This window comes from Mycobacterium sp. 1245801.1 (assembly GCF_001673055.1).
Classification (GTDB): Bacteria; Actinomycetota; Actinomycetes; order Mycobacteriales; family Mycobacteriaceae; genus Mycobacterium; species Mycobacterium europaeum_A.
Genome location: NZ_LZKY01000418.1, coordinates 1 through 26,487, shown reverse-complemented (window position 1 = coordinate 26,487; position 26,487 = coordinate 1). Strand labels below are relative to the sequence as shown.

The window sequence follows — 26,487 nt, the reverse complement described above, 5'->3', positions numbered from 1 at the left end:
GCAACTACGAGTACGCCATCAACAACTCGTTCGGCTTCGGCGGACACAACGTGGCCATCGCCTTCGGGCGGTACTGATCCGAGCAACACCGAATATCAGGAGACCTGCGATGACTATCACGGCCCCCGAGACGGTTGGCGAGTCGCTCGACCCTCGCGACCCGCTGTTGCGCTTGAGCAATTTCTTCGACGACGACACCGTCGAGCTGTTGCACGAGCGTGATCGCTCCGGCGTGCTGGCCGCCGCGGGGACCGTGAACGGTGTACGCACCATTGCGTTCTGCACCGACGGCACCGTGATGGGCGGTGCCATGGGCATCGAGGGGTGCACGCACATCGTCAACGCCTACGACACCGCCATCGAGGAGCAGAGCCCGATCGTGGGCATCTGGCACTCCGGCGGCGCCCGGCTGGCCGAGGGCGTGAAGGCCCTGCACGCGGTGGGCCTGGTGTTCGAGGCGATGATCCGGGCGTCCGGCTACATCCCGCAGATCTCGGTGGTCGTCGGCTTCGCGGCCGGCGGCGCCGCCTACGGGCCGGCCCTGACCGACGTCATCGTGATGGCACCGGACAGCCGGGTTTTCGTCACCGGGCCCGACGTGGTGCGCAGCGTTACCGGCGAGGACGTGGACATGTGCTCGCTGGGTGGCCCGGAGACCCACCACAAGAAGTCCGGGGTGTGCCACATCGTCGCCGACGACGAGCTCGACGCCTACGAGCGGGGTCGCCGGTTGGTCGGGTTGTTCTGCCAGCAGGGGCATTTCGACCGGAATAAGGCCGAGGCCGGTGACACCGACATCCACGCGCTGCTGCCCGAGTCGGCACGGCGGGCCTATGACGTGCGCCCGATCGTGACCGCGATCCTCGATGACGAGACGCCGTTCGACGAGTTCCAGGCCAATTGGGCGCCGTCGATGGTGATCGGGCTGGGTCGCCTGTCCGGCCGCACGGTCGGCGTGCTGGCCAACAACCCGTTGCGCCTGGGTGGCTGCCTGAACTCCGAAAGCGCCGAGAAGGCAGCGCGTTTCGTGCGCCTGTGCGACGCGTTCGGTATTCCGCTGGTGGTGATCGTCGACGTGCCCGGCTACCTGCCCGGCGTCGACCAGGAGTGGGGCGGCGTGGTGCGCCGCGGCGCCAAGCTGTTGCACGCGTTCGGTGAGTGCACGGTTCCGCGTGTCACGCTGGTGACCCGAAAGACCTACGGCGGGGCCTACATTGCGATGAACTCCCGGTCGCTGAACGCCACCAAGGTGTACGCGTGGCCGGACGCCGAGGTGGCGGTGATGGGCGCCAAGGCGGCCGTCGGCATTCTGCACAAGAAGAAGCTGGCCGCCGCGGCCGATCACGAGCGCGAAGCGCTGCACGACCAGCTGGCGGCCGAGCACGAGCGGATCGCGGGCGGCGTGGACAGCGCCATCGAGATCGGCGTGGTCGACGAGAAGATCGACCCGTCGCACACCCGCAGCAAGCTCACCGAGGCGCTGGCCCAGGCGCCCGCGCGCCGCGGCCGTCACAAGAACATCCCGCTGTAATTTCTAGGCCCGCGAGCGTAAGGGCACTGCGGAAATTCGCGTGCAAAATCGCAGTCCGCTTACGCTCGCGCAGGTAGCGGGTCCAGGATCGTCGAAAGCGCTTGCCGCAGTTCCCCTTCGGGGTCGGCGGGGAGTCGCTCGGCGCGCCATCCGACGAAATCGTCCGGACGGATCAGCAGCGCCCCTTCCGGTGCCAGGCCAGTGATCGCCGCCCACTCGTCGTTGTAGCAGCGATGCGCCGACAGCGACGCCGAAGCCGCTGCCGCACACCATCGCTCGTCGCCGGACAGCACGGTGAATCGGGGCCCCAGCAGGTCGAGCGTCGACACCCCGTCTCGCAACCAGACGTGCGGTACCCGCGTGCCCGGTTGCGCGCGCAACTCGTCCACCAGGGCGCCGCCTTCCGCGTCGCTCGTCACGACCGCCGCCGAGCGGTACCGGTATCCGATGAGCAGGGCGAACATCGAGCATTCTTCATCGGCCGGCAATTGCGGAGCGTCACGGCCCGGCCGCAGCAGGGCCATCGACGGCCCGGTGAGCGATTGGCGCGCGGCGAATCGGCCCACCGGATGACGCTCGGCGTGGTAGGTCGCCAATAGCTCGGGTGTGGCCGTGCCACGCAGGACGGCGGCGAGTTTCCAGGCCAGATTGTGTGCGCTCTGGATGGCGGTGTTGGCTCCCCCGGCCTTGAACGGCGGCATGGTATGCGCCGAATCGCCGACGAGATACCCTCGCCCACAATCGAATTGATCGGCCACCTGCTCGTAGGGCTGCCACGCCGCGACCTCGATGATGTCGAGGTCTATCCGCTCCCCGATCGCCTTGGTGAGCAGCTCGCGGCGGCGCTGCGGGGTGAACTGTTCGGCCGACTCGCCCTCACCGGGAAAGTAGGTGGTGATGAACATGCCGAGATCGCCCTCGGCGACCAGGAATATGCCGTCCACATCGTCGTTTTTGACCTGCACGCCATCGCCGTCGTGCAGATCCGGGATGAAGCGGCGCCACGGGGCCCGGAAGTAGATGAAGACGACATAGATCGGCAGCGCGCCATACCCGGATGTGCTGATGCCCAACGATTTACGGATCGGGCTGTGCACGCCGTCGGCGCCGACGAGATAGTCGGCGCGGACGGTCTGCGACTCCCCCGATTCGACGTCGCACACCACCGCGGTGACGCCGGTGTCGTCCAGCTCGAACGAGGACAACCGTGTGCCGTAGCGCACCTCGCTGTCGGCCCGCCGCGCCGCGTCGATCAGAATCGGCTCGAGCCGGCTCTGTGGGCAATACTGCGCCGCCGGCTCGGGGCTGAGCCTGTCCAGACCGGCGAAGATCGCGCCGACGTCGAGCGCCGGCTCTTGCACGGTGCTGTTGAGCGTGGGCGGACCACCAGCGTCGAGACGTGCTCTGCGACCGCCCGCACCTCGTCCCGAAGGCCAAGGCCGCGCAGGATTTCTGAGCTTCGGAAACTCAGGTTGCGGGCCTTGGGGTACAGGAAGATCTCCGGTCGTTTCTCGACCAGCAGTGAATGGACGCCGTGTTGGGCCAGCACCGCCGACGTCGCCAGGCCGCCAACGCCGGCGCCCACGATCAACACCGGGACTCGGATAGTCATCGGCCCTCCCTCCACCAGCACGGCATAAATTGACAGTCTCTATCATAAGACACTAACTATCAATACCCGGCCGTGTGGCGGGAGGCCATCGGGCGGCCGCCCTAGCCGAAGCGCGCCAGAAACTCCTCGGCCACGGCGACCACTCGCTCCCGATCCCGCGCTACCAACCCGATCCGCGTGCGTCGATCGAGGATGTCGGAGACATCGAGCGCGCCCTCATGCGTTATCGCGTATTCGAATTCCGCTCGGCTGACGTCGATTCCGTCCGCGACCGGCGCGGTCGGTCGCTCGCAGGCCGCGGTGGCAAGCACCTTGGGCGCCTCGGCGCCGAAGCGCGCCACCAGCGAAGCCGGCAACCCGGCGTCGGACTCGGCGATCACACCGGGATTGGCGGGCGCCCCGATCAGCGGCAGGTTGCGGGTTCGGCATTTGGCGGCGCGCAGTCGCCGCACCCGCACGGCGCGATCCAGCACGTCCTGTGCCATGTGGCGGTATTCGGTCAGCTTGCCGCCGATCACGCTGATCACCCCGGACGCCGACTCCACGACGGCGTGTTCGCGCGAGACGTCGGCGGTGCGGCCCTCGCCGGTGTCGATCAGTGGGCGCAGCCCGGCATAGGCGCCGATCACGTCGGTGGCGGTGAGCGCGGTCCCCAGTGCGGTGTTGACCGTGTCGAGCAGGAAAGTGATTTCGTCGACCGACGGTTCGGGCACATCCGGAATGGGACCGGGCGCCTCCTCGTCGGTCAGCCCCAAATACACCCGGCCCAGTTGTTCGGGCATGGCGAAGACGAAGCGGTTAAGCTCACCCGGAATCGGAATCGTCAGCGCCGCAGTCGGATTGCCGAACGACTGGGCGTCGAAGACCAGATGGGTGCCGCGACTCGGCCGCAACCGCAACGAGCCGTCGATCTCACCCGCCCATACCCCGGCCGCGTTGATGACCGCGCCAGCCGCAATGTCGATCGACTCACCGCCGCGCATGTCGGTCAGCCGCACCGAGGTACCGGTGGCCCGCGACGCCGCCACGTGGGTCAGGATTCGGGCGCCGTGCTGCGCCGCGGTACGTGCGACGGCGGTGACCAGGCGGGCGTCGTCGACCAGTTGACCGTCGTAGGCCAGCAGGCCGCCGTCCAGGCCGGCACGCCGTACGGTCGGCGCCATCGCAACGACGCGTTGCGCTGAAATCCGTTGCGAGCGCGGTAGTGTCGAGGCCGGTGTGCCGGCCAGAAACCGCAACACGTCACCGGCCAGGAAGCCGCCCCGCACCAGGGCCCGCTTGCCCGGACTCATCGACGGCAGCAGCGGCACCACCTGCGGCATGGCGTGAACCAGGTGGGGCGCGTTGCGCGTCATCAGGATTCCGCGCTCGATGGCGCTGCGCCGGGCGATGCCCACGTTGCCCGTCGCGAGGTAGCGCAGGCCGCCATGGACAAGCTTGGAACTCCACCGGCTGGTCCCGAAGGCCAGATCGTGTTTCTCCACCAGCGCCGCCCGCAGCCCGCGCGCGGCGGCATCCAGCGCGATCCCGGCGCCGGTGATGCCACCGCCGATCACCACGACGTCCAGTGGCTCACCGTCGGCGAGTGCGGTCAGGTCGGCGGCGCGCCGCGCGGCGTTCAGGGCGGTCGGATCAGCTATCACGACAGATATCCGTTCAGCGAGTAGGCGAGTTCGGCGACCAGCGCGTCGTCGTCGAGCATCGGCGCGACGATCCGGGCCGACTGGATGGTCGACTGCGCGATCAGCAGCACCATGGTCGCCATCTGGACCGGGTCGCCGAGCCGGACGCTGCCGTGCCGCTGGGCCGCCCGGAGCCGAGCGGCGAGGGCGTCGATCAGCATGCGCTGGCTGGTCCCGAGGCGTTCGGTGATATAGGTCGACGCGAGGTCCGAGTGCAGCACCGACATCACCAATTGGTCCGCACGCAACAGGTTGGCCACCGTAACAATCTGTCGCACAAGCGATTCGCGATCGTCCCCCAACAACGGCGCGTCGCGCATCACCTCGGTGACGTGCTGGGTCAACAGCGCCGCCACGATCGACTGCGTATCCGGCCACCGCCGATACACCGTCGGCCTGCTGACGCCCGCCCGTCGGGCTATCTCGGCGAGCGTCACCCGCTCCACGCCGAAATCCACCACACAGCTGGCCGCGGCCGCGAGGATGCGCTCGCCGGTATCCAGCTCGGTGTTACCGATTGACAACATGTGTAATACTGTAACGCATGACGCATTCCCAGGGGCTCCTGCCGCCGATGAAATGGAACGCGTGGGGCGATCCTGCGGCGGCCAAGCCGCTCTCGGAGGGAATCAGGTCATTACTGCAGCAGGCCGTGGGGGTCGAGGGGTCCCGCACGGCCGAACTGCGATCCGAACAGGTGCAACTGCGCCCGTCGGCGTTGTCGGAGGCGCATCTCGAAGCGCTCACCGCCCTCGTCGGCGCCGAGTATTGCCGCACCGCCGACGCCGATCGGCTGCTGCACGCGGGCGGCAAGTCCACCATCGACCTGCTCAACCGCAAAGAGCGCGGCCCGCAGGATGCGCCCGACGCCGTGCTGTTGCCCGGCGACGACGAAGCCGTGTCCGGCGTCCTGCGCTACTGCTCGGAGCATCGCATCGCCGTCGTACCTTTCGGCGGGGGCACCAGCGTGGTCGGTGGGCTCAATCCCATTCGCGCGGGGTTCTCCGCCGTCGTCTCGCTCGACCTACGCCGTTTCGATCGGCTGATCTCGCTGGACGAGGTATCCGGCCAGGCTGTTTTCGGTGCGGGGGTCACGGGGCCGGACGCCGAGAGACTCCTTGGCGCGCAAGGCTTTTCGCTCGGTCATTTCCCGCAGAGCTTCGAGTACGCCACCATCGGCGGCTTCGCCGCAACCCGCTCCTCCGGGCAGGACTCGGCGGGCTACGGCCGGTTCAACGACATGGTGCGGGGGCTACGGGTGGTCACGCCGGTGGGCATCATGGATCTCGGTCGCGCACCGGAATCGGCCGCCGGCCCGGACCTGCGTCAGCTGTTGATCGGCTCGGAGGGCACCCTGGGCGTCATCACCCAGGTGCGGCTCCGCGTGCACCGCGCGCCGCAAGCCGTCCGCTACGAGGCGTGGTCGTTCCCCGACTTCGAGACGGGGGCCGCCGCCTTGCGCGCCGTCACCCAGAATGCCACCGGCCCCACCGTCATTCGGCTCTCCGACGAGGCCGAGACGGGGGTCAACCTGGCCACCACCGAGGCGATCGGCGAATCCCAGATCACCGGCGGATGTTTGGGCATCACTGTGTTCGAGGGCACCGAGGAACACGTCCACAGCCGGCACGACGAAACCAGCGCACTGCTGACGGCCCAGGGCGGAACCTCACTGGGCGAAGGACCGGCGCAGGCCTGGGAACGCGGCCGCTTCGGCGCGCCGTACCTGCGCGATTCGCTGCTCGCCGCCGGCGCGCTGTGCGAAACGCTGGAGACCGCCACCGACTGGTCGAACATTCCCGCCCTGAAAGCCGCCGTGACTCAAGCACTTACCGGCGCACTCGCCGAGACGGGCTCGCCGGCTCTGGTGATGTGCCACATCTCGCACGTCTATCCCACCGGCGCGTCGTTGTACTTCACCGTCGTCGCCGGCCAGCGGGGCAATCCGGTCGAGCAATGGAAAGCCGCCAAAAAGGCCGCGTCGGATGCCATCATGGCCACCGGCGGGACCATCACCCACCACCATGCGGTCGGCATCGACCATCGGCCGTGGATGCGCGACGAGATAGGCGAACTGGGAGTGCAGGTGCTACGCGCGGTCAAGGCGACATTGGATCCAGCCGGAATCCTCAATCCCGGCAAGCTGATTCCGTGACATCACTGCGCCGCCGCGAAATCGGCAAGGTGATCGCGCTGACCAACCCGGTGTCGGGGCACGGCGCCGCGGTACGCGCCGCCCAACTCGCGATCGCGCGGCTACACCGGCGGGGTGTGGAGGTCGTCGAAATAATCGGTGACGACGCGCAAGACGCGCGCCATCTCGTCGGCGCGGCTATGGAGAAGGGCACCGACGCGGTGATGGTGACCGGCGGCGACGGCGTCGTTTCCAACGCCCTGCAGGTGATGGCCGGCACCGACATTCCGTTGGGCGTGATCCCGGCCGGCACCGGCAACGACCACGCGCGCGAATTCGGCATCCCCACCAAGGACGCGGAGGCCGCCGCGGACATCGTCATCGACGGCTGCACGGAATCCATTGACCTGGGCCTGATTCGGGACGACAGCGGCGCCGAAAAGTGGTTCGGCACCGTGGCGGCCACCGGCTTCGACTCGCTGGTCACCGATCGCGCCAACCGGATGAGCTGGCCGCATGGGCGGCTGCGGTATTACGTCGCGATGCTCGCCGAACTGTCTCAATTGCGGCTCTTGCCATTTCGCTTGGTGCTGGACGGCACCCAGGAGCTCGACGCCGACATCACGCTGGCCGCCTTCGGCAACACCCGCAGCTACGGCGGGGGGATGCAGATCTGCCCGGGGGCTGATTACACCGACGGCCTGTTGGACATCACGATGGTGCACGAGGCGTCCCGCACCAAACTGGTCCGCCTGTTTCCCACCGTGATGAAGGGGACCCACGTCCAGCTCGACGAGGTGAGCACGGCGCGGGCCAAGTCCATTCGCGTCGAGTGCCCCGGCATCAACGTCTACGCCGACGGCGACTTCGCCTGCGCGCTACCGGCCGAGATCTCGGTGGTGCCGGGCGCTCTGCAGATTCTGCGCCCGGCCAAGCGATAGGGCCGGTCTCTGGGGACCATTAGCGCGTGCTCGAACACGCTAGCGGATGTGCTAGCGCTTTCCAGAGTCGTCCAGTGCTTCGGAGAGAGGCGGCGTGAACCGGCCCGCCGGTCGACTAGCCGACCCCCCGGCTGAGCCAGGTCACCTCGCCGACGTCGCCGCCGTCGCGATAGGCCTCGAGCGCCTCATCCCAGGCGGTGCCCAGCACCGAGTCCAATTCGGCGGCCAGGGTGTCGGCGCCCTGGGCCATCATCGACCGCAGCCGCATCTCCCCGACCATGACGTCGCCGTTGGCACTCATCACCCCGCTCCACAGGCCGAGTTGCGGGGTGTGACTGAATCGGTGGCCGTCGACGCCGGGGCTGGGGTCCTCGGTGACCTCGAAGCGCAGCACGGACCAGGACCGCAGCGCGTTGGCCAGCTTGGCGCCGGTGCCCACCGGCCCGACCCAGTTGGTGACCGCGCGCAGCTGACCGGGCATCGCCGGCTGGGGCGTCCAGGTCAGATTCGCCTTGGCACCCAGGGTCGACGACAACGCCCACTCGACATGCGGGCAAACCGCCGCGGGCGAAGCGTGCACGTACACCACGCCAGTCGTCACGTCGGCGAATTGATTCGACGCTCGCATTTCCTGCTCCTTCGGTTCCACGAGGGACGTCTTCCCCAACGACCTGCGGACCCGGCAAAACAGGGCAGCTTGTGCGAAATCTTCGATTTTTTATGTGTCCTGCGTGTCTATTGTGCCTTGTGATACCCCTGTTGCGCTAGTGTGCATTTCCCACTAGCTGTAATCGGCTAGCACGGCGTCGGAAAGCGCCGGCCACGGCCGCAGCGCCCAGTCCCCGAAATCGCGGTCCGTGAGCACCACCAGCGCCAGCCCTTTTTCGGGATCTGCCCAGATGAAACCGCCTGCTTGGCCGAAATGGCCGTACGTTCGCGCCGAATTGTTCGCACCCGTCCAGTGCGGTGATTTCGTGTCCCGGAGCTCGAAACCCAGGCCCCAATCGTTGGGCCGTTGCACTCCGTAACCGGGCAGAACGCCGTCCAGACCGGGAAACTGCACCGTGGTCGCCTCGGTGTGCAGGCTTTCAGAGACCGTCACCGGCCGCAGCAGGTCCCCCGCGAACGCCGCCAGATCAGCCACCGTCGACCTCGCCCCGAAACCCGCGGCCACCGCACCGCCTTCCAGCTGGGTGGCCGCCATACCCAGCGGTTCGCACACCGCCTCGGTCAGGTAGCGCGCAAACTCGATGCCGGTCTCTTGCTGCACCGTCTGACCCAGCACCGTGAAGCCCTGGTTGGAGTAGATGCGGCGGGTTCCCGGTGCGGCCAGCACCTGCTCGGAGTGCATCGACAGGCCCGACGTATGGGCCAGCAGGTGGCGGACGGTCGCGCCGGGCGGCCCGGCGGCCGTGTCGAGGTCGAGCGCACCTTCCTCGATGGCGACCTGCACGGCCCGCGCGGCCAGCGGCTTGGTCACCGAGGCCAGCTCGAACACCCGCCCGGTGTCGCCGTGACTGGCCAGCACGCCGCCGGGCCCGATCACCGCGGCGGCGGCGGCCTCGACCGGCCAGTCGGCAAGAGCGTCGAGGGCCGCCATCACTTCCTGGCGATGTAGTAGTTGTTGATCGGGTCCGACTCGATCTCGGCCACCCGCACGTCGTCGAAGCCGGCGTCGCCCAGCATCGAGACGGCCAGTTGGGTGCCCCAGGCCGTGCCCAGCCCGGCGCCGTCCAGCGCCAGCGACACCGTCATGCAGTGCATCAACGACGTCGTGTACAGGTAGGTGCTCATCGGAACGCCGATGTTCTCCTCGAGCCGGCTCGACGCCTTGATGTCGGCCATCAGCAGCACCCCGCCGGGCCGCAGCGCCCGGTAGATGTTTTCCAGGACGCGCGCCGGCTGCGCCTGATCGTGGATGGCGTCGAAGACGGTGATGACGTCGTAGGCGTCTTTTTTTGACGCCATGTCCAAATCAGCGAGATTGTGGCTTTCGAAGGCGGCGTTGGCCAGCCCCCGCTCGGCGGCCTCCCGAATCCCGGTGGCGATGGCCTGCTCGGAAAAGTCGATGCCGGTGAAGCGGCTGGCCGGAAACGCTTGTGCCATCACGTTGATGGCGTGTCCGCTGCCGCAGCCGAAATCGGCCACGTCGGCTCCGGCGCGCAGCCGCGGCACCAGGCCGTCCACCAGCGGCAGCACCACGTCGACCAACGCGGTGTCGTACACCACGCCGCTCTGCTCGGCCATCAACGCGTGGAAGCGCGGGAATTCGCTGTACGGCAGCCCGCCGCCGGCACGGAAGCACCCGATGATCTTCTGTTCGACCTCGGCGAGCACCGGGACGAGCAGGGTGACCAGGGCCAGATTGTCCGGTCCGGCGGCGCGGGTCAGCACGGCGGCGCGCTGGGCGGGCAACGAGTAGCTGGCCGTGGCGGGGTCGTACTCGACGACGCGTCCGGTCGTCATGCCGGCCAGCCACTCTCGGACGTAGCGTTCGTTGAGCCCGGCGGCGTCGGCGATCTGCGCACTGGTGGCGGGCGCCATGCCGGCCATCGTGTCCAGCAGACCGGTCTGATGGCCGATGCTGAGCAACAACGTCAGGCTGGCGCCGTCGATTGCCGCGGTTATTCTTTCGGTGAATTCTTCGGTGGTTTCCAAAGCCGTCACGCCCACGGACGCTACACCCGGTTCATGGGTGGACAACCCGCCGAGAGATGTATGGCGACGAACCCCTAGGTTGGAGCCCATGAGTCAGACAGTGCGCGGCGTGATTTCACGCAAGAAGGGCGAACCCGTCGAATTGGTGGACATCGTCGTCCCGGATCCCGGACCCGGTGAGGCCCTGGTCGACGTCATCGCCTGCGGGGTGTGCCACACCGACCTGACCTACCGCGAGGGCGGCATCAACGACGAATATCCGTTCCTGCTCGGCCACGAGGCCGCCGGCCGGGTGGAGGCTGTCGGGCCGGACGTGACCGCCGTCGCGCCGGGCGACTTCGTGATCCTGAACTGGCGCGCGGTGTGTGGGCAGTGCCGGGCTTGCAAGCGCGGCAGGCCGCACCTGTGCTTCGACACCTTCAACGCCACCCAGAAGATGACGCTGACCGACGGCACCGAGCTGACGCCCGCGCTGGGCATCGGCGCGTTCGCCGACAAGACGCTGGTGGCCGCCGGCCAGTGCACCAAGGTCAATCCCGAGGCCGACCCCGCCGTGGCGGGCCTGCTGGGCTGCGGTGTGATGGCCGGGCTGGGCGCGGCGATCAACACCGGCGCGGTCACCCGCGACGACACCGTCGCCGTGATCGGTTGTGGCGGTGTGGGCGACGCCGCGATCGCCGGCGCCGCGCTGGTGGGCGCCCGGCGGATCATCGCCGTGGACACCGATAACACCAAACTGGACTGGGCTCGCAAGTTCGGTGCCACGCACACCGTCAACGCCCGCGAGCTGGACCCCGAAAAGGACCTGGTCAAGACCATCCAGGACCTCACCGACGGATTCGGCGCCAACGTGGTGATCGACGCGGTGGGCCGGCCCGAAACCTGGAAGCAGGCCTTCTACGCCCGTGACCTGGCCGGAACCGTTGTGCTGGTTGGGGTTCCGACGCCCGACATGCGCCTGGACATGCCGCTGGTGGACTTCTTCAGCCACGGCGGGGCGCTGAAGTCGTCGTGGTACGGCGACTGCCTGCCCGAGCGCGACTTCCCGACGTTGATCGACCTGTATCTGCAAGGCCGGCTCCCCCTCGAGCAGTTCGTCTCCGAGCGCATCGGGCTCGGCGACATCGAGGAGGCGTTCCACAAGATGCACGGCGGCGAGGTGCTCCGCTCGGTGGTGGTGCTCTGATGGCGGGCATCGAGCGGCTGGTCACCCACGGCACCTTCGAACTCGACGGCGGCAGTTGGGAAGTCGACAACAACATCTGGATCGTCGGCGACGACTCCGACGTCGTGGTGTTCGACGCCGCGCATTCCGCCGAGCCGATCTTGGCCGCCGTCGGCAACCGTAACGTGGTCGCGGTGGTGTGCACCCACGGCCACAACGACCACGTCACCGTGGCGCCCGAACTGGGCGCCGCGCTGGACGCACCGGTGCTGCTCCACCCCGGCGACGACGTGCTCTGGCGAATGACGCACCCGGACAAGGACTTTCGGCTGATCGCCGACGGTGACACGCTCGATGTCGCGGGCACCGAGCTGCTGGCGCTGCACACGCCGGGGCACTCCCCCGGATCGGTGTGCTGGTATGCCCCGGAACTGGGCCCCGAAGGCGTGGTGTTCAGCGGGGACACCCTGTTCTCCGGCGGCCCGGGCGCGACCGGGCGCTCCTATTCGGATTTCGGAACGATCCTGCAGTCGATCTCCGGTCGGCTCGGTACGTTGCCCGGCGACACGGTCGTGCACACCGGCCATGGCGACAGCACCACCATCGGCGACGAAATCGTGCACTACGAAGAATGGGTGGCCCGCGGCCACTGATCCTTCGCCGAACTGAGCACCGGCTCGGCCATTATCGTTGATTCATGCCGCCCGAAGCCCGGATGCCCGAATCGAGCATTGTGGTGCGGCCCGAGCCTTCCTACACCGAGGCATCGCGGTTGCGCGCCGCCGGGTTGGCGCAGGCGATCGCGGTGTTCGAGCGGGCCGCCGAACAGGTGGCGCTGCCCAAGCCTCCGCAGCCGATCGTCATCGCCGACTATGGCGCGGCCAACGGCCACAATTCGCTGAGACCGCTGTCGGCCGGCATCGCCGTGCTGCGCCGGCGCACGCGACACGACCACGCAATCCTGGTGGCGCACACCGACGTACCGGGCAACGACTTCGCGGCGCTGTTCGAGACGGTGGCCGACGACCCGGAGAGCTACCTGCACTCCGATACGGCGACGTTCACCTCCGCGGTCGGCCGGTCGTTCTACGACCAGATCGTGCCGTCCAAGACGGTCAACCTGGGCTGGACGTCTTGGGCAACCCAGTGGCTGAGCCGAACCCCCTGCGAGGTGCACGATCACGTGCACGTCTCGCGCAGCACAGACGACGCGGCGCAAGCGGCCTACGCCGACCAGGCCGCGCTGGACTGGCACAACTTCGTCGCGTTCCGCGGGCGCGAGCTGGCTCCCGAGGGCCGGTTGGTGGCGTTGATGCTGGCGGCCGACGAGGACGGGTCGGCGGGTTTCGCCCCACTGCTCGATGCCCTCGTCGCGGCGCTCGCTGATCTGGTGCGCGACGGCCTGCTGCACTCGGATGAAGTGCGGCGCATGACGATTCCCACGTTCGCTCGCGCCGAGAAGGACTTCCGCGCCCCGTTCGCGCCGAAGGGACGGTTCGAGGGCCTGATGATCGAGCACCTCGAGATGTTCAACGCCGAGGATCGGTTCTGGGCTCGCTACCAGGTGGACCACGACGCCGAGGCGTTCGGTGCGCAGTGGGCGGCCTTCGCGCGGTCCGCGCTGTCCGGATCGCTGGTGACCGCACTCGACGGTGGGAGCCACGACGAGCGGGCCGGCCATTTCGTCGAGCAGTTGGAGTGCGCGGTCGCCGAGCGCCTGTCAAGCGCACCCGAGCCGATGCGGATCCCGCAGGCCTTGGTCGTGCTGGTCAAGCGCGACGCCGCGCGTTCATGAGAGTTTCGGCACAACCACGCAGCGGGTAACCCCCTGCAATCGTCGAACCTGCGACCGCAAGGGGGTAGACGCATGAGCGTGCAGGACGATAAATCGACCGACCAGCAGGACGATAAGTCAACTGATCAAGACGATAGGCATCAGGACGATAGGCAATCGGGTCGAGCCGCAGAAGCTGATCAGACTAATCAAGGGGATGATGAGCAGAAGCTGACCGAGAAGCCCGAGCCTGACGAGGACGACAAAAAAGAGGCCGCCAAGATGATGGAGGCCTATAAGGACAAACCCACGATCGTGCTGCCCGGCACCGGCGGAAGCGTGTCCGGCACGGCGGTCAACGACTGGCTCGACGACGACGGCAATCCCAGGCACGAGGAGCCCGAGGGCGGGGATTCGGGCGAGGGCTCGCAGGCCAAGACCGAGGGCGACGAGGGACGCGACGAGCAGGCGCTGAAGGATCAGATCGAGAAGGATAAGAAGCTCAACGAGGTCCTCAAAGAGGCCGCCGCCGCGGAGAACAAGGGCGAAAAGGATTGAGCTAGGCCCGAATTCCCGATCGCAGGCCTAGATCGCAGGCCTAGTGACCGGGTATGGGGCCCAGCGCCGTGATGCCGAGGTTGCCCTCGATTTCCTGAATGATCTGGTTGACCCGGTCGAGCCCGGGAATCGGTTGGTTGACGCCTGGAATGGGTGGCACCTCGGGCGGGGTCGCCACCCGGCGCGGAGCTGGCGGTGGTGCCGCCTGGGGAGTCGCCCGCGGTGTGGTGGTCATCGGTGTCTCGGTCTCGGCGGGCGGGTTGGTATCCGAGGTTGACGGCACCGGAACGTCCGGTGGCGGCGGTGCCGGCGCCGCGGTGGCGCTGTTGGAAGCCGGCGGCGGGGCCGCCGGCGTGGTGCTGACCGCCGGCGCCGGCGTGGTGGCCGATTTGTTCTGCGAACCCAGCCCGATCGCCACCGCGGTGCCCACCAGCAGCACGGCCGCGACGGTGATCAGGATCGCCGCCGCCGGCAGTAGATGCCAGCGGGACAACAGACCCTTGCGCTTGGGCGTCTCGGCTGCGGCGTCAGGCGTAGCCGGAGTCGGTGAGTCGGTCGGCGGATAGTCGGCGGCGATGGCGGCGTTGACCCGCGAGTTGTGACCGGTGGCCGACCAGGCCCGTGCCATCTCCGCCTGCGTCGGCTCGGCCGGCGGCGCGGGCGAGGTCGCGGTCGCTTCGGGGCGGGGGTCCGGCCGCACGGCTGCCCGGGCCGTGGCCGCGGCGGGCACGGCGGGCGCCGAAAGTGTCGCGCCCGCTTCGCCGGGACCTTGGGCCACTCGCAGCGCGGCTCCGACGGCGGCCGCCAGTTGCGGGCGTGGCGTCGTCGCGACGGGAACGCGGAAGTGGCGCGACAGCGTGGTGGTGACGGTCGGCAGGTTGGCCCCGCCACCCGTCGAGACGATGGCGACGAGGTCACGAATCCCGTTGTGCGCCAACGTTTGGTCCAACACCGCGATCATGCGGTTCAGCGAGGGCCGGATCGCGTCGTCAAGTTCGTGCCGCCCGATCCGGATTTCGCCGCGCGTCCCGGTCAGCCCGTCGGTCAGCGTGGCCGTCGTGCGCGAGGACAGCTGTTCCTTGGCAACCCGGCATGCGCTGCGCAGCCGGCTCAGCGAGCCGATCGCCGCGCCGCCGGTGGGGAACGCCCCGGTGGTCGGCATGTTGGCGATCACCACGCTCAGCAGCGCCTGATCCATCAGGTCGCCGGAGAAATCGGGGTGCCGAACGGTCGGGGCAAACGCGTGGTAGTCACCGTCGGCGTGCAGCAACGTGATGTTGGTGCCGCTGCCGCCGAAATCGCACACCGCTACGGTGCCGCTCGGCGGTATGCCCGGGTTGGTCCGCACGGCGAGCAGCGTTGCGGCGGCGTCGGGGATCAGCAGGATGGGACGCGGCCGTTGCGACCATTCCGGAATTTCACCTAGCGCCGCGCCGAGGGCATCCACCGCGTGCGATTGCCAGTGCGCCGGATAGGTGACCGCGATGTTGTCGGGCAGGGGGCGTCCGTCGGTGGCGGCGTACGCGAGCGCGCGCAACCCGTCGGCGACCAACACCTCGCTGCGGTACACCGAGCCATCGGCCGCCACGACTGGGCGCGGGTCGCCGACGCGGTTGACGAAGCCGGTGATCACCACACCGGGACCCTGCAGTCTGGGGTTCTCCGCGGGGATGCCGATCTCGGCGGGACGATCCGGATACTGCGTCAGGACGGGCTTGCGGGTGAAGGCGTTGTCGGTGGTCACCGCCGCCAAGTTGGTGGCGCCGATCGACAAGCCCAGCGCGGTCCCGACTCCATCGACCATGTGAATCCCCGTATCCGCAGCACCAGCTCGCATCGGCTAGCCGTTATTGTGCCGCCATTACCTGTATTGCGGGTCAGCGGCGGCTATGCGCCCGCTGTGCGACGGTCACCGGATGCTGCCTTCGCCGGCGATCAGCGGCAGGTCGAGCGGGGTGACCCAGCCCGGCCCCAAGTCGTTGACCGCGGGCACGGCATTAAGTGCCCGCAGCCCGGTGGCCAGGCATCCGGCCGCGGCCGCGTCGCGGCCCGAGCCGTCGGTGAACCGGAACGCGGTCTCCTGGAAGATGCTCGGGGTCCCCTCGATGTCGACCCGGTAGACGTCGTTGTCGTGACCCGTCGGCCAGTCGGGGGCCGCGTCCAAGCCGATCCGGTTGACGTGTTCGAGCTGGATTCGGGTCTCGCCCTTGTAGACACCGTTGATGGTGAACCGCACCGCGGCCACGTGCCCGGGCTTGATGACGCCCCTCGCGGAGTTGCGCTCCGTGGGCGTCACCCACTTGTCCCAGGTGGTGGTGATTTCGTCGAGCATGATGCCGGCGGCGTGCGCGATCATCGGGACGGTGGCGCCCCACGCGAAGATCAACATGTCGCGGTCTTCCAGCATCGGCTTGAATTCGGGCTCGCGGCCGATGCCCATCTCGAATTCGTAGTCGCCCTCGTAGTTGGTGTAGTCCAGCAGCTCGGAGGCCCGGACCCGGCGCACCTCGGAACACAACCCCATCAACGTCATGGGAAACAGGTCGTTGGCGAATCCGGGGTCGATGCCGGTGGTGAAGCACGACGACTCCCCCAGCTCGCAGGCCTCGGTGATGGGCTGGATCCAGTTCGGCGGGTTGAGATGCATGGTCGGCCACACCCACGGGGTCATCGCCGTCGAACAGACGTCGATGCCGGCCCGCAGGAACCGGGTGATCAGCGAGATGTTCTCCTTGGCGTGCATGGCCGTCGGGCCGTAGTGCACCAGCGCGTCGGGTTTCAGGGCGATCAGGGCGTCGACGTCGTCGGTGGCGGTGATGCCGACGGGCTCGGGTAGCCCGCAGATCTCGCCGACGTCGCGGCCGACCTTGTTGGGGTTGCTGACGCCGACGCCGACCAACTCGAACAGCGGGTGTTTGACGATCTCGGCGATCACCATCTTGCCGACGAAGCCGGTTCCGTACACCACCACACGCTTTGAGCCGTGTTCTGCCATGTTCTGCCGCCACCTTTCCGCGCACCAGCCCCCGCTTCGGGCTTCACCATAAGCTTCCCTACCGTCGCTCGTGGTGACACGATGCAATTCATGACGAAGCACCTCGCCGGACCTTCGGTCCTGTTGGCCGTCGGTTTCGGATTCGCGAATGCATGCGGCATGGCCCATGCCCTGCCCCAGATGCCCAAGGTCCGCTACGAGGTCAACGGGCCGGCGGTCGCCGAATTCATCTACTACCAAACCGACAACGGGCAGCTGCACCAGGTGAATGCGCCGCTGCCGTGGTCGACGGAGTTCACCGGTTATGGCGGTGAGGTGTTCACCGTCAGCGCCCAGGGGCCGGGACCCATCTCCTGCAAGATCCTGCTCGACGGCAACGTGGTGAGCGCCGCGACGGCAACGACGGGCGCACCCGCTCGAACCATCTGTACGCACTGACCCAGCACTCGTTTTCACGACGAAGGAGGTCCTGGTGAGCCTCAAGACGGGTCCCGAGAAGGCTCTTGCCCCGCGGACGAACGGGGCGCCCCCGCCCGACATTCCGCTCGCCGATATCCATCTGGAGTCGTTGGCCTTCTGGGAGTTGGACGACGACTTTCGCGACGGCGCGTTTGCGACGCTGCGCCGCGAGGCGCCGATCTCGTTCTGGCCCGCGGTCGAGTACGAGGGCTTCGAACCGGGCGACGGGCATTGGGCGCTGACCAAACATGACGACGTGCATTTCGCGAGCCGCCATCCCGACATCTTCAGCTCCAGCCCCAACATCACGATCAACGACAACACCCCGGAGATCAGCGAATACTTCGGCTCGATGATCGTGCTCGACGATCCCCGCCACCAGCGGCTGCGCTCGATCGTCAGCCGCGCGTTCACCCCGAAAGTGGTGGCCCGCATCGAGGCCTCGGTCCGCGAGCGGGCCCGGCGGCTGGTTGCGTCGCTGATCGCCAATCATCCCGACGGGGAGGCCGAACTGGTCAGCGAGCTCGCCGGCCCGCTGCCGTTGCAGGTCATCTGCGACATGATGGGCATCCCCGAACAGGACCATCAACGCATATTCCACTGGACCAACGTCATTCTCGGGTTCGGCGACCCGGACCTGGCCACCGATTTCGAGGAATTCCTTCAGGTGTCGATGGACATCGGCGCCTACGCCAGCGCGCTGGCCGAGGACCGGCGGTCCAATCACCACGACGATCTGACCACCAGCCTGGTGGAAGCCGAGGTCGACGGGGAACGCCTGTCGTCCACCGAAATCGCGTCGTTCTTCATCCTGCTGGTGGTGGCCGGCAACGAGACGACGCGCAACGCGATCAGCCACGGCGTGCTGGCGTTGTCGCGCTATCCCGCCGAGCGGCAGAAGTGGTGGTCCAACTTCGATCGCCTGACCCCGACCGCCGTCGAGGAGATCGTGCGGTGGGCCTCCCCGGTGGTGTACATGCGACGCACCCTGACCCGCGACTTCAAACTCAGCGGCACCAAAATGAAGGCCGGCGATAAGGCCACGCTGTGGTACAACTCGGCCAATCGCGACGAGTCGACGTTCGAGAATCCCTGGGTTTTCGACGTGGCGCGCACGCCCAATCCGCACTTCGGCTTCGGCGGTGGCGGTGCCCATTTCTGCCTGGGCGCCAATCTGGCTCGCCGTGAGATCAGGGTCGTCTTCGACGAATTGCGGCGCGAGATACCGGACATCGTCGCGACGGACGAGCCCGCACGGCTGTTGTCGCAGTTCATCCACGGCATCAAATCGCTGCCGGTGGCGTGGACACCGCCGCGGTAGACCCACACCGAGTTGGCCTCTGCCCCAAGGCAATATCACCTTGACCAAAGCGATAGCGCATGCGCTATCAGTTCGGGGCTTACGCTGATCGGCGTGACCATTCCCGCGTTTCCCGCCCCTGAGGTGCTGGCCGCCCGCCAGAAACTCGTGCTCGACCACTTCCACGACGAGGTCCGTCACGCCTGGGATGACGTCTTGTCGACCTTCCCGCATCCGCGTTACGAGCTGATCCCCCAGATGCTGGTGCACGACGGCGATGCGGCGGTGCGCGAGTACTACGCTTACACGCGGACCGCATTTCCCGACCAGGACCACGAAATCATCGCGCTGCGCCACAGCGCCGACGCGGTGATCGTGGAGTTCTGGCTGATGGGCACGCACCGGGGTTATCTGGGCAGGGTGCCGCCCACCGGTAGCCGGTTCCGGGTCCGCATGACCGCGTACTTCGTTTTCGACGACACCGAAACGCTTGTCTGCGAACGCATTTACTTCGACACGTTGACCATGATCAAGCAGCTCCTGGGCGGTCTGGACATGAAGAAGCCAGCGAATTGGTGGCTGGGCGCGCGGTGCCTGCGCGGATTCCTGTCGATGTCGTCGGAAAAACCGGACCCGGCGCTGACCAATACGCCCTAAACTCCACCGCTAAGGGATGGGGCAAAGGAGGCCGCGATGCGGATTTCACGCCTTCACACGATGTTCGGGCTGACCGCCGTGGCAATGCTGGGTTCGTGCGCCATGGCCGCCGCCACCCCCTTGCAGCCGGGCTCGCATACCGAGAAGTGGATCGACCTGCAGGCCGGTGAATGCGTCGCCGACCTGCCGCCGGCCGACGGGAGCCGCGTCAACGTCACCGTAGTCGACTGTGCGACAGCGCATTTAGCCGAGGTGTATCTGCGCGCTCCGATGGCCGTCGACGCCGCAATCGCCACCGTAGCCAACCGCGATTGCGCGGCCGGGTTAGCCCCGTATACCGGCCAACCCGCTGCCAGTAGCCGGTTTTCGATCACCTATCTCATCGACTCGAATCAAGACCGCACCGGCGCCAACCCCACCCCGAGCACCGTCATCTGCCTGTTGCAATCCGCCAACGGACAACCGTTGATCGGATCCGCGCACCACTGAGGGCTAGGCGATCACGTAGTCGCTGAGTGGGAAGGCTCCGGCCTCGCGCACCGAGTTGAGTGTCGACGTCGGCCGCAGCAGCGACGCCTCACCGCTGGGACTGAAGTAGTACGAACGCGACGTCGCGCAGTTTCCGGCGTAGAACACCGAATTGTCCAGCCGCTTGGTCATCCGTTCCATGAATCGGTCGGTGGCTTCTTCGGTCACCTCGAAGGTCGTCGCACCGCGACGCTTGACCTCGCCGAGCAACCTGTCCATGTGCCGCATCTGGTATTCGATGGTGTGGAAGAAGGAGAGTCCGGAGAAGGCGAACGGGCTTGCCAGTCCCAGGTAGTTCGGGAAGTAGGGCATGGAGACGCCCTGATAGGACTGGAACCTGGTCTCTCGCCACCACTTGCCCAGATTGCGGCCCTTGCGGCCGACCACCTCGATGGCCGGGAAGTTGGCCTCCCACAGATCAAAACCGGTCGCCAGGACCAGGGTGTCGATGACCGTCTTGCGCCCGTCGGTGGACACGATGCCGTCGGGCTCGATCCGCTCGATCGAGGTGGTCTCCAGGTGCACGTGCGGCTTGGTGAACACGCGGTAGAAGCTGTTGGAGAAGGTGGGCCGCTTGCAACCGAGGTCATAGTCCGGCGTCAGCTTGGCTCGCAGTTCCTTGTCCCGGATCCACCGGAATCGACTGATCTTGGCCAAATCGGAGGCCGAGATGTTCCCCCTCCCCCGCGACTCCCGAAAGTGCAGCGCCCCCACCACCATGATGATCTCGAGGATGACGTCGCTCACCCACCGAAGCGCCCGCTGCGCAGCCGGCACCCGCGCAAATAGGCGCCGCACCGCCGGGGAGAACTCGAAGTCGAACTTGGGTATCACGTGGGTCGCGGTGCGCTGGTAGACGGTCAGCTCTGCGGCTTCTTTGGCCAGCTCCGGAATGACCTGTACCGCGGACGCGCCGGTCCCGATGACCGCGACACGCCGTCCTTCATAGCGGTAGTCGTGGTCCCAGGCGGTGGTGTGGACCACCTTGCCTGCAAAGCGCGCGATGCCCGGGATGTCCGGCATGCGGGGCTGGGACAGGAACCCGGTAGCCGTGATCAGGAAACGGGTCGTCAGCGTTTCGCCGCCGGCCAGCGCCACCCGCCACACCGCGGCGTCCTCATCCCACTGGGCGCCTTCCACCGTCGTGCTGAAACGCATGTGACGGCGCACGTCGTATTTGTCGGCGACGTCCACCGCGTACTGCTTGACCTCAGCCCCGGGCGCAAACAGCCGTGACCAGTCCGGCTTGGGTTCGAACCAGTACGAGTAAGTGGTCGACGGGATATCGACGGCGATGCCCGGGTAGTGGTTGACGTGCCAGGTGCCACCCAAGTCGTCCTCGCGCTCGAGGATGACGAAGTTGTCAAACCCGAGGCGCTTGAGCTGAATAGCGGCACCGATGCCGCCGAAACCCGCACCTACGATGATTGCGTCGAAACGGTCCGTGTCCACAGCGTTGCTCCGTACCTGTTTCCGTACTTAACGAATCATAAGCTTTCCCTAAGATACGTAACTCTAATAGGCCGCCACGCCGCACGCATCCGAGCTTTGCCGGTATGTGACCTTGCCGACACATCCGCGGTAACTCATCGACGGGTCTATCAGAACGGGAAATACGGCCGTCAACTGCGTAAACGGCCGCACCGCCAGCGATTACGCGACGGCGGGTCGCAATCGATGCCAGCGACTTAGCTCAGGGCGAAACCCTGGCGACTATCGGTTTCTTATCATGTGGCCGGTCCGGCCGCAGCTGTTCCCTGCAGCTGACCCAGGAACTCGTGGCATCGCCTGGCGCGCTCGGAGTCCTGAGCCATCACGTCGCTGAAGAAGGACGCGACGTCATCCAAGCCGGCATTCTTCGCGTCTCGCACATATTGGCCGTAATCGTGCCCGGCCTTCAGCGAGTGGTATTGAATCGAAATGAGATCGAAGGTTACGTCGTCGAAACCCGTTTCACCCGTTGCCATGTCGTCACCTCTCAGAGAGTGAGTGCCGAATCTGGTACTCGCACGTGACCGGCTACCCTGAATGGACAACACCAAACGACCGCTTAAAGTGTTTTTTGTAGGCAACCCGACTGCGCAATGGTGGCGTCGGTTCGATCGCGGCGACGCCGCCGCTATCCACCCCTGTCGCTGCGCTCCGGTACATAGGAAATCAGCACGAAATGGTTGGCAAGTTGACAGTTTTGGGAGGGGCTTGCATGGGCACTTTCGACGCCATGATCGCACGTCGCATCGTTCGCACTCTTGGTTCCGCAGTAGTTCTCGCAGCGTCGGGCGTGGCCGTTTCGGCCGTGTCCGCCTCCGTTATCCCCTCCGCGTCGGCCCAGTGTCCGGACGTGCAAGTGGTGTTCGCCCGCGGCACCGGTGAAGCACCGGGCGTGGGCCCCACCGGCCAGGCCTTCGTCGACGCCCTGCACCAGCGCGTGGGCGGACGGTCCTTCGACGTCTACCCCGTCAACTACCCCGCCAGCGATCAGTGGGCGACCGGCATCGACGGCGTCAGAGACGCGGGCGCGCACGTGAATTCGATGGCCCATGACTGCCCCAACACCAAGATGGTGCTCGGCGGCTACTCGCAGGGCGCGGCCGTGATGGGCTTTGTCACCTCGGCCGCCGTGCCCGACGGCATCGACCCTAACACCGTGCCCAAGCCGCTGGCCCCCGACGTGGCCAACCACGTCTCCTCGGTGGTGCTGTTCGGCATGCCCAACGTGCGGGCGATGAACTTCCTCAACGAACCGCCCGTGGAAATCGGCCCGCTGTATCAGGACAAGACCATCAAGGTGTGCGCCACCGAGGACCCGGTCTGTTCCGACGGCCTCAACTTCGCCGCACACAACACCTACGCCGACGACGGCACGATGATCGACAAGGGAGTCGCCTTCGCCTCCAGCCACCTGGGCCTGGGTGGTCCGGCTCCGGTCGCGGCGCCTCCGGCCGGCTTCGGCGGCTGAGTAGCCGGCCGGCTAGCCGGGGATCCGGCCCAGGATCAGGTTCGTCAGGGCCATCGTGGCGTGCTCGCTCGGGCCGGGCCCGTCGCTGGCGCACGCGCCCGCCTGAACAAACACGTTGGCTTTCGCGGCTAACCCTTGGATGCAGAACATCCGGGTCGGCGTCTGCAGCACGTGCGCCATGGTGGTGACGCCGTTGCCGGCGTCGACGGGCGGCTCCATGGCCACCGGATACGTCTGGCCGTTCGGCCAGGTGGCATTCATCATCGCGCCGCCGCATCGACGAAGGATCGACAGCACCTTGTTCAGCTGAGCCTGCGCCGCCGCCGCGTCGTGAAACCTTGCGACCGTCTGACCAACACCCCACTGGTGATCGACGTCGTGGGAATCGGCGAAGCCCGACCCCGCGAACCCAGCGATGGCCGGTACGTCATAGGTCTCCGGAGATCCGGCCTCCATGACGGCCCAGCAATCCGTCCGGTCGATTCGGCCACGCCCCGGGTCGGGTGTCGGTTGGTGGACCGTCGCACCAGCCTCCATGGCCGGATCACCGGTGAAGTTTTTGATGTCCTCGAGATTCGCCAAGAGTCCGTCAACATCGGCTGGCGCGACGGTCGGCGCGGAAGGTTGCGTCGTGGTGGTGAGCTGCGCCGTGGTCGCGGGCGTCGCGGCCCGAGTCGCGTCGGGCAGCGTCGCGCGGACGATCACCGCGACCACCGCCGCGGTGATGAACACGTACGACAGCGTCACGCCCACCAGAGCGCGATCGCGGCCACGCTCGCCGGTGCGCCGCATCTGCGCCAATCCCAAGTGGCCCAGGATGAGACCGGCCGGGGCGAAGACGAACGCGAACACCACCGACAACGTCGCCAACACATTGACCTCAGCACGCGGCGGGCCCGGCGGTGGCGGCTGGTGTTGCGGGCCGGGCGGTGCGGCACCGAACGGGTTCGGGTGAAAGGGGCTGGCGCCAAAGGGATTTGACATGCGGCTAACCCGGGATTTTGTTGAGGATGAAGTTGGTGACCGCGAGGGCGGTTTGCCGGCTGCGGTCGGTATTGCTGGTGGCCCACACCCCTACGTCGATGACCACGTTGGTTTTAGCGGCGATCGCGCGGACACCGAAGACGCGAATCGGGGTGTCTGACACGTTGTCCATGGTCGTGATGCCGTTGCCCGCATCGGCGGGCAACGTCATGGAGGCCGGGTATGCCTTGCCGCTACTGCGTGTCTCATTGACCGTTAAGCCCCCGCATCGCTGCCAGATGGATCGCAGGTTGGCGAGCTGTGTCTGCGCCGCCGCGGCGTCGCGATACGCCGCGACCCCTTCCCCTACGCTCCATTGATTGAGGGGTTCGTTGGTGTCGAGGAAGTTGGACTCGGAATAGCCGCTGATGAGCGAAAGGTCGTAGACCGAGGGCTCGCCGGAACGAAACGCCCCGAAACACTCCGGTCGGTCGATCGTAGTCGCCTGCGGGTCGAGCGTGGGCCGATGGTATGTCGTATAGACCGTCAATGTCGGGTCGCCCGTGAACCTTTTGGCGTCGTCGAGAGTCGGCAGCAGCCCGTCGAGATCGGCCGGCGCGACGGTGGGCGGCGGTGGCTTCGTGGTGGTGGTTGGTGGCGCGGCTTGGATTGACCTCGCGTCAGGCATGACCGCCCCGACGATCAACGCAACCACCAATGCGGTGATGAACACATACGACAACGTCACCCCGACCAAGGCGCGGTCGCGACCACGCTGTGCGCTGTGGCGAATCTGCGCTAATGCCAAGTGGCCCAGGATGAGACCGGCCGGGGCGAAGACGAACGCGAACACCACCGAGAGCGTCGCCAACACGTTCGCCTCGTCGCGCGCCGGTGGGACCGGCGGTCGCGGCGGGTGTTGCGGACCTGGCGGACCTCCGAACGGGTTCGGTTGAAATGGGCTGGCGCCAAAAGGATTCGTCATGTGTTCAACTTGGAATCTTGTTGAGGATGAAGTTGGCGATGTCGAGTGCGGCCTGCTGGCCGCGGTCGGTGTCCACCAGTACGACATTGATGTCAACGACCACATTGTTTTTGGCGGCAATCGCTCGGTCGTTGCGCGACCGCAGCACCGGGCCCTGGGTGGTCAAAACCATGACGGTGATGCCGTTTCCGGCATCGGAGGGAACACCCATCGAGACCGCGACCGGCGCCGCCTGCTTGCCCGGAGGCGGAAGGATGTTCATCGTCGACCCGCCACATTTGCGCCATATCGACACCAGATTCGCCAGCTGCCGTTGCGCGGCCGGCGGGTCCCGGAAGGACATGAGCGCCTGCCCCGCTTCCTTGAGTGCGGGTATGTCGTGGTCGTCGACCAGCACCAACCCGTAGTAACCCACGAGGGCCTGCGTGTCGGAGTTCGGAGCGCCGCCCCCCATGACCGGCCAGCACTCGGGGCGATCCACCGACGCGCTGTCGGAATCCGGGCCTGGCCTGAACGTCGGTGGCAAGGCAACGAGGTTGGGGTCCCCGACGAACCTTTTGACGTCGTCGATCGTCGGCAGCAGCGCGGGCAGGCCCGTCGGGGTGACCATGGACGACGGCGGGGACGAGCCTGCACCGGTCGAGGCTGGCGCGCTGGTGCCTGACGCCGTCCGAGATGAGCCGTCGTCGGACTGGGTCGCCCACGCCACCACGCCCACCACCGTCAGCGTGATGACCGCATACGACAGCATCAAGCCGACGATCGCGCGATCACGCCCGCGTTCACCGGAACGGCGTATCTGCGCCAGGCCCAGGTGGCCCAGGACCGCTCCGGCGGGCGCGAAAACGAACGCGAACACGACCGATAACGTCGCGAAGACGTTGGCGCGCCGCCGCTGCGGTGGCGGCGCAGTGTAGATGGGCGGCCCCGGCGGCATTCCCCCGTATGGGACACCACCGTACGGGGTTTGGCCGAAGGCATTAGGGCCGAATGGATTCTGCGGTTGGTTCATCGATGGGTCCTGTCAGCCCGGGATTTTGCCGAGTGTGTAGTTGACAACGTCCACTGCCGCCTGGTGCGCGCGATCGACGGCGGCGGCGCTCGCCCGCACCTCGATGAACACATTGTTCTTGACGGCCATGGCCAACACAAAACGCACCGGCTGTCCCTGAGCATGGACATCGATGGTGCTAATGCCCCCACCGGAATCCGCAGGCACACCGACCGAAAACGACACGACTCGACCACTGTCGGCATAGGTCAATTTCACGGTCGAGCCGCCGCATCGCTGCCATACCGACCGCAGATCACCCAATTGCTTTTGCGCCGTAGCCGGATCCTGCATGGCAGCCACGGATTGCACGGATCCCCTTGGGCCGCCCGCACTCTGGAGGTCGAAAAATCCCGACATGGCGACACCCAGCGGGGTCACCGTGTAGGCGTCCGGGATGCCGATGGCGATCGTGGCCGCACATTCGGGCCGGTCATACGTCCCATCTTTGGGACTCAGCGGGGTGAGTTGGTGGACCGGATCCTCGCCCTTGAGATTCGGATCTCCGGCGATGTTCCTGACGTCGTCGAGGCTG

Annotated in this window: 26 protein-coding genes and 1 pseudogene; 13 read left to right on the top strand and 14 right to left on the bottom strand. The window is 67.0% G+C overall.

Annotated elements, in window-relative coordinates; all coding sequences use genetic code 11:
* Together A5622_RS30395 and A5622_RS26900 are read left to right on the top strand one after the other, a co-directional pair.
* Window positions 1–77: hypothetical protein (locus A5622_RS30395; protein ID WP_231122602.1), on the top strand; the 77-nt coding region annotated here is incomplete at its 5' end.
* Window positions 78–109: 32 nt separating this feature from the next.
* A complete protein-coding gene (locus A5622_RS26900) occupies window positions 110–1,531 on the top strand; it encodes an acyl-CoA carboxylase subunit beta (RefSeq protein ID WP_066869770.1) in 1,422 nt (473 codons plus the stop codon).
* 59 nt (window positions 1,532–1,590) lie between these two features.
* Here A5622_RS26900 and A5622_RS30570 read toward each other — a convergent pair.
* The 3 genes and pseudogenes from A5622_RS30570 to A5622_RS26885 all read right to left on the bottom strand — a co-directional run bounded on the left by A5622_RS30570 (window position 1,591) and on the right by A5622_RS26885 (window position 5,352).
* A pseudogene (locus tag A5622_RS30570) lies at window positions 1,591–3,143 on the bottom strand (FAD-dependent monooxygenase).
* A 101-nt stretch (window positions 3,144–3,244) separates the two neighbouring features.
* Complete coding sequence (locus A5622_RS26890) at window positions 3,245–4,786, bottom strand: glycerol-3-phosphate dehydrogenase/oxidase (protein WP_066882339.1); 1,542 nt, start codon at window positions 4,784–4,786, stop codon at window positions 3,245–3,247.
* On the bottom strand, window positions 4,783–5,352 hold the full coding sequence (locus tag A5622_RS26885; protein ID WP_066882336.1) for a TetR/AcrR family transcriptional regulator: 570 nt from the start codon (window positions 5,350–5,352) through the stop codon (window positions 4,783–4,785). Before A5622_RS26885 ends, A5622_RS26890 begins: the two co-directional genes overlap by 4 nt.
* Before the next feature lie 47 nt (window positions 5,353–5,399).
* Here A5622_RS26885 and A5622_RS26880 point away from each other — a divergent pair, with 47 nt between their 5' ends.
* Both A5622_RS26880 and A5622_RS26875 read left to right on the top strand, forming a co-directional pair.
* On the top strand, window positions 5,400–6,980 hold the full coding sequence (locus A5622_RS26880; RefSeq protein WP_156753108.1) for an FAD-binding oxidoreductase: 1,581 nt from the start codon (window positions 5,400–5,402) through the stop codon (window positions 6,978–6,980).
* Window positions 6,935–7,900, top strand: coding sequence for a diacylglycerol kinase (locus tag A5622_RS26875; protein WP_369829259.1), 966 nt, complete (start codon window positions 6,935–6,937; stop codon window positions 7,898–7,900). The genes A5622_RS26880 and A5622_RS26875 overlap by 46 nt, the downstream gene beginning before the upstream one ends.
* Window positions 7,901–8,015: 115 nt before the next feature.
* Here the strand turns inward: A5622_RS26875 and A5622_RS26870 are convergent, their stop codons facing one another.
* The 3 genes from A5622_RS26870 to A5622_RS26860 all read right to left on the bottom strand — a co-directional run bounded on the left by A5622_RS26870 (window position 8,016) and on the right by A5622_RS26860 (window position 10,567).
* Window positions 8,016–8,528: a DUF3145 domain-containing protein gene (locus A5622_RS26870; RefSeq protein WP_066882341.1), complete on the bottom strand. Its 513-nt coding sequence runs from the start codon at window positions 8,526–8,528 to the stop codon at window positions 8,016–8,018.
* Between the two features lie 153 nt (window positions 8,529–8,681).
* Complete coding sequence (locus A5622_RS26865; RefSeq protein WP_066882330.1) at window positions 8,682–9,500, bottom strand: serine hydrolase; 819 nt, start codon at window positions 9,498–9,500, stop codon at window positions 8,682–8,684.
* Entirely contained in the window at window positions 9,500–10,567 is a 1,068-nt protein-coding gene (locus A5622_RS26860) for a class I SAM-dependent methyltransferase (RefSeq protein WP_066882328.1), read from the bottom strand. The genes A5622_RS26865 and A5622_RS26860 overlap by 1 nt, the downstream gene beginning before the upstream one ends.
* Window positions 10,568–10,646: 79 nt before the next feature.
* On the opposite strand from A5622_RS26860, the gene A5622_RS26855 reads away from it, so the two are divergent.
* The 4 genes from A5622_RS26855 (at window position 10,647) to A5622_RS26840 (ending at window position 14,055) form a co-directional block, all read left to right on the top strand.
* Window positions 10,647–11,744: an S-(hydroxymethyl)mycothiol dehydrogenase gene (locus A5622_RS26855; RefSeq protein WP_066882326.1), complete on the top strand. Its 1,098-nt coding sequence runs from the start codon at window positions 10,647–10,649 to the stop codon at window positions 11,742–11,744.
* A complete protein-coding gene (locus tag A5622_RS26850) occupies window positions 11,744–12,376 on the top strand; it encodes an MBL fold metallo-hydrolase (RefSeq protein WP_066869742.1) in 633 nt (210 codons plus the stop codon). The genes A5622_RS26855 and A5622_RS26850 overlap by 1 nt, the downstream gene beginning before the upstream one ends.
* A gap of 44 nt (window positions 12,377–12,420) precedes the next feature.
* Window positions 12,421–13,518, top strand: a complete 1,098-nt coding sequence (locus A5622_RS26845; protein ID WP_066882324.1) for an SAM-dependent methyltransferase — start codon at window positions 12,421–12,423, stop codon at window positions 13,516–13,518.
* A 72-nt stretch (window positions 13,519–13,590) separates the two neighbouring features.
* The gene (locus A5622_RS26840; RefSeq protein WP_369827500.1) at window positions 13,591–14,055 is read left to right on the top strand and encodes a hypothetical protein; all 465 of its coding nucleotides are present in this window, start codon (window positions 13,591–13,593) and stop codon (window positions 14,053–14,055) included.
* Window positions 14,056–14,095: 40 nt separating this feature from the next.
* Here A5622_RS26840 and A5622_RS26835 read toward each other — a convergent pair whose 3' ends face one another.
* Both A5622_RS26835 and A5622_RS26830 read right to left on the bottom strand, forming a co-directional pair.
* Entirely contained in the window at window positions 14,096–15,859 is a 1,764-nt protein-coding gene (locus A5622_RS26835) for an Hsp70 family protein (protein WP_066882322.1), read from the bottom strand.
* Window positions 15,860–15,964: 105 nt separating this feature from the next.
* Window positions 15,965–17,050 carry a dihydrodipicolinate reductase gene (locus tag A5622_RS26830; protein ID WP_066869733.1) on the bottom strand — a complete coding sequence of 362 codons (1,086 nt, stop codon included), beginning with the start codon at window positions 17,048–17,050 and terminating at the stop codon, window positions 15,965–15,967.
* Between the two features lie 90 nt (window positions 17,051–17,140).
* On the opposite strand from A5622_RS26830, the gene A5622_RS26825 reads away from it, so the two are divergent.
* The 4 genes from A5622_RS26825 (at window position 17,141) to A5622_RS26810 (ending at window position 19,955) form a co-directional block, all read left to right on the top strand.
* Entirely contained in the window at window positions 17,141–17,488 is a 348-nt protein-coding gene (locus A5622_RS26825) for an MmpS family transport accessory protein (RefSeq protein WP_197498095.1), read from the top strand.
* A 34-nt stretch (window positions 17,489–17,522) separates the two neighbouring features.
* Window positions 17,523–18,830, top strand: a complete 1,308-nt coding sequence (locus tag A5622_RS26820) for a cytochrome P450 (protein ID WP_066882320.1) — start codon at window positions 17,523–17,525, stop codon at window positions 18,828–18,830.
* Window positions 18,831–18,923: 93 nt separating this feature from the next.
* Window positions 18,924–19,466 (top strand): ester cyclase, encoded by a 543-nt coding sequence (locus A5622_RS26815; protein WP_066882318.1) that lies wholly within the window; start codon window positions 18,924–18,926, stop codon window positions 19,464–19,466.
* A 36-nt stretch (window positions 19,467–19,502) separates the two neighbouring features.
* Entirely contained in the window at window positions 19,503–19,955 is a 453-nt protein-coding gene (locus A5622_RS26810) for a hypothetical protein (RefSeq protein ID WP_066882316.1), read from the top strand.
* Window positions 19,956–19,958: 3 nt separating this feature from the next.
* Here the strand turns inward: A5622_RS26810 and A5622_RS26805 are convergent, their stop codons facing one another.
* Together A5622_RS26805 and A5622_RS26800 are read right to left on the bottom strand one after the other, a co-directional pair.
* Window positions 19,959–21,446 (bottom strand): NAD(P)/FAD-dependent oxidoreductase, encoded by a 1,488-nt coding sequence (locus tag A5622_RS26805; RefSeq protein ID WP_066882314.1) that lies wholly within the window; start codon window positions 21,444–21,446, stop codon window positions 19,959–19,961.
* A gap of 275 nt (window positions 21,447–21,721) precedes the next feature.
* Entirely contained in the window at window positions 21,722–21,961 is a 240-nt protein-coding gene (locus A5622_RS26800; protein WP_066869715.1) for an acyl carrier protein, read from the bottom strand.
* 236 nt (window positions 21,962–22,197) lie between these two features.
* Between A5622_RS26800 and A5622_RS26795 the strand changes: the two genes are divergently transcribed.
* A complete protein-coding gene (locus tag A5622_RS26795) occupies window positions 22,198–22,953 on the top strand; it encodes a cutinase family protein (RefSeq protein ID WP_066869713.1) in 756 nt (251 codons plus the stop codon).
* A 12-nt stretch (window positions 22,954–22,965) separates the two neighbouring features.
* Here the strand turns inward: A5622_RS26795 and A5622_RS29900 are convergent, their stop codons facing one another.
* The 4 genes from A5622_RS29900 to A5622_RS26775 form a co-directional block, all read right to left on the bottom strand.
* Entirely contained in the window at window positions 22,966–23,937 is a 972-nt protein-coding gene (locus A5622_RS29900) for a sensor domain-containing protein (protein ID WP_066882312.1), read from the bottom strand.
* Window positions 23,938–23,941: 4 nt separating this feature from the next.
* The gene (locus tag A5622_RS29420; protein WP_197499526.1) at window positions 23,942–24,790 is read right to left on the bottom strand and encodes a sensor domain-containing protein; all 849 of its coding nucleotides are present in this window, start codon (window positions 24,788–24,790) and stop codon (window positions 23,942–23,944) included.
* Window positions 24,791–24,905: 115 nt separating this feature from the next.
* Window positions 24,906–25,913, bottom strand: a complete 1,008-nt coding sequence (locus A5622_RS26780) for a sensor domain-containing protein (RefSeq protein WP_066882308.1) — start codon at window positions 25,911–25,913, stop codon at window positions 24,906–24,908.
* Window positions 25,914–25,925: 12 nt separating this feature from the next.
* The coding region (locus tag A5622_RS26775) for a sensor domain-containing protein (RefSeq protein ID WP_197508107.1) at window positions 25,926–26,487 on the bottom strand (562 nt) is incomplete at its 5' end.

Bases quoted from the DNA above. Each gene is read 5' to 3' on its own strand.
- A5622_RS26900 (WP_066869770.1), top strand. From the start codon at position 110: ATGACTATCACGGCCCCCGAGACGGTTGGCGAGTCGCTCGACCCTCGC.
- A5622_RS26885 (WP_066882336.1), bottom strand. From the start codon at position 5,352: ATGTTGTCAATCGGTAACACCGAGCTGGATACCGGCGAGCGCATCCTC.
- A5622_RS26880 (WP_156753108.1), top strand. From the start codon at position 5,400: ATGAAATGGAACGCGTGGGGCGATCCTGCGGCGGCCAAGCCGCTCTCG.
- A5622_RS26870 (WP_066882341.1), bottom strand. From the start codon at position 8,528: ATGCGAGCGTCGAATCAATTCGCCGACGTGACGACTGGCGTGGTGTAC.
- A5622_RS26865 (WP_066882330.1), bottom strand. From the start codon at position 9,500: ATGGCGGCCCTCGACGCTCTTGCCGACTGGCCGGTCGAGGCCGCCGCC.
- A5622_RS26855 (WP_066882326.1), top strand. From the start codon at position 10,647: ATGAGTCAGACAGTGCGCGGCGTGATTTCACGCAAGAAGGGCGAACCC.
- A5622_RS26850 (WP_066869742.1), top strand. From the start codon at position 11,744: ATGGCGGGCATCGAGCGGCTGGTCACCCACGGCACCTTCGAACTCGAC.
- A5622_RS26845 (WP_066882324.1), top strand. From the start codon at position 12,421: ATGCCGCCCGAAGCCCGGATGCCCGAATCGAGCATTGTGGTGCGGCCC.
- A5622_RS26840 (WP_369827500.1), top strand. From the start codon at position 13,591: ATGAGCGTGCAGGACGATAAATCGACCGACCAGCAGGACGATAAGTCA.
- A5622_RS26835 (WP_066882322.1), bottom strand. From the start codon at position 15,859: ATGGTCGATGGAGTCGGGACCGCGCTGGGCTTGTCGATCGGCGCCACC.
- A5622_RS26830 (WP_066869733.1), bottom strand. From the start codon at position 17,050: ATGGCAGAACACGGCTCAAAGCGTGTGGTGGTGTACGGAACCGGCTTC.
- A5622_RS26825 (WP_197498095.1), top strand. From the start codon at position 17,141: ATGACGAAGCACCTCGCCGGACCTTCGGTCCTGTTGGCCGTCGGTTTC.
- A5622_RS26810 (WP_066882316.1), top strand. From the start codon at position 19,503: ATGCGGATTTCACGCCTTCACACGATGTTCGGGCTGACCGCCGTGGCA.
- A5622_RS26800 (WP_066869715.1), bottom strand. From the start codon at position 21,961: ATGGCAACGGGTGAAACGGGTTTCGACGACGTAACCTTCGATCTCATT.
- A5622_RS26795 (WP_066869713.1), top strand. From the start codon at position 22,198: ATGGGCACTTTCGACGCCATGATCGCACGTCGCATCGTTCGCACTCTT.
- A5622_RS29900 (WP_066882312.1), bottom strand. From the start codon at position 23,937: ATGTCAAATCCCTTTGGCGCCAGCCCCTTTCACCCGAACCCGTTCGGT.
- A5622_RS26780 (WP_066882308.1), bottom strand. From the start codon at position 25,913: ATGAACCAACCGCAGAATCCATTCGGCCCTAATGCCTTCGGCCAAACC.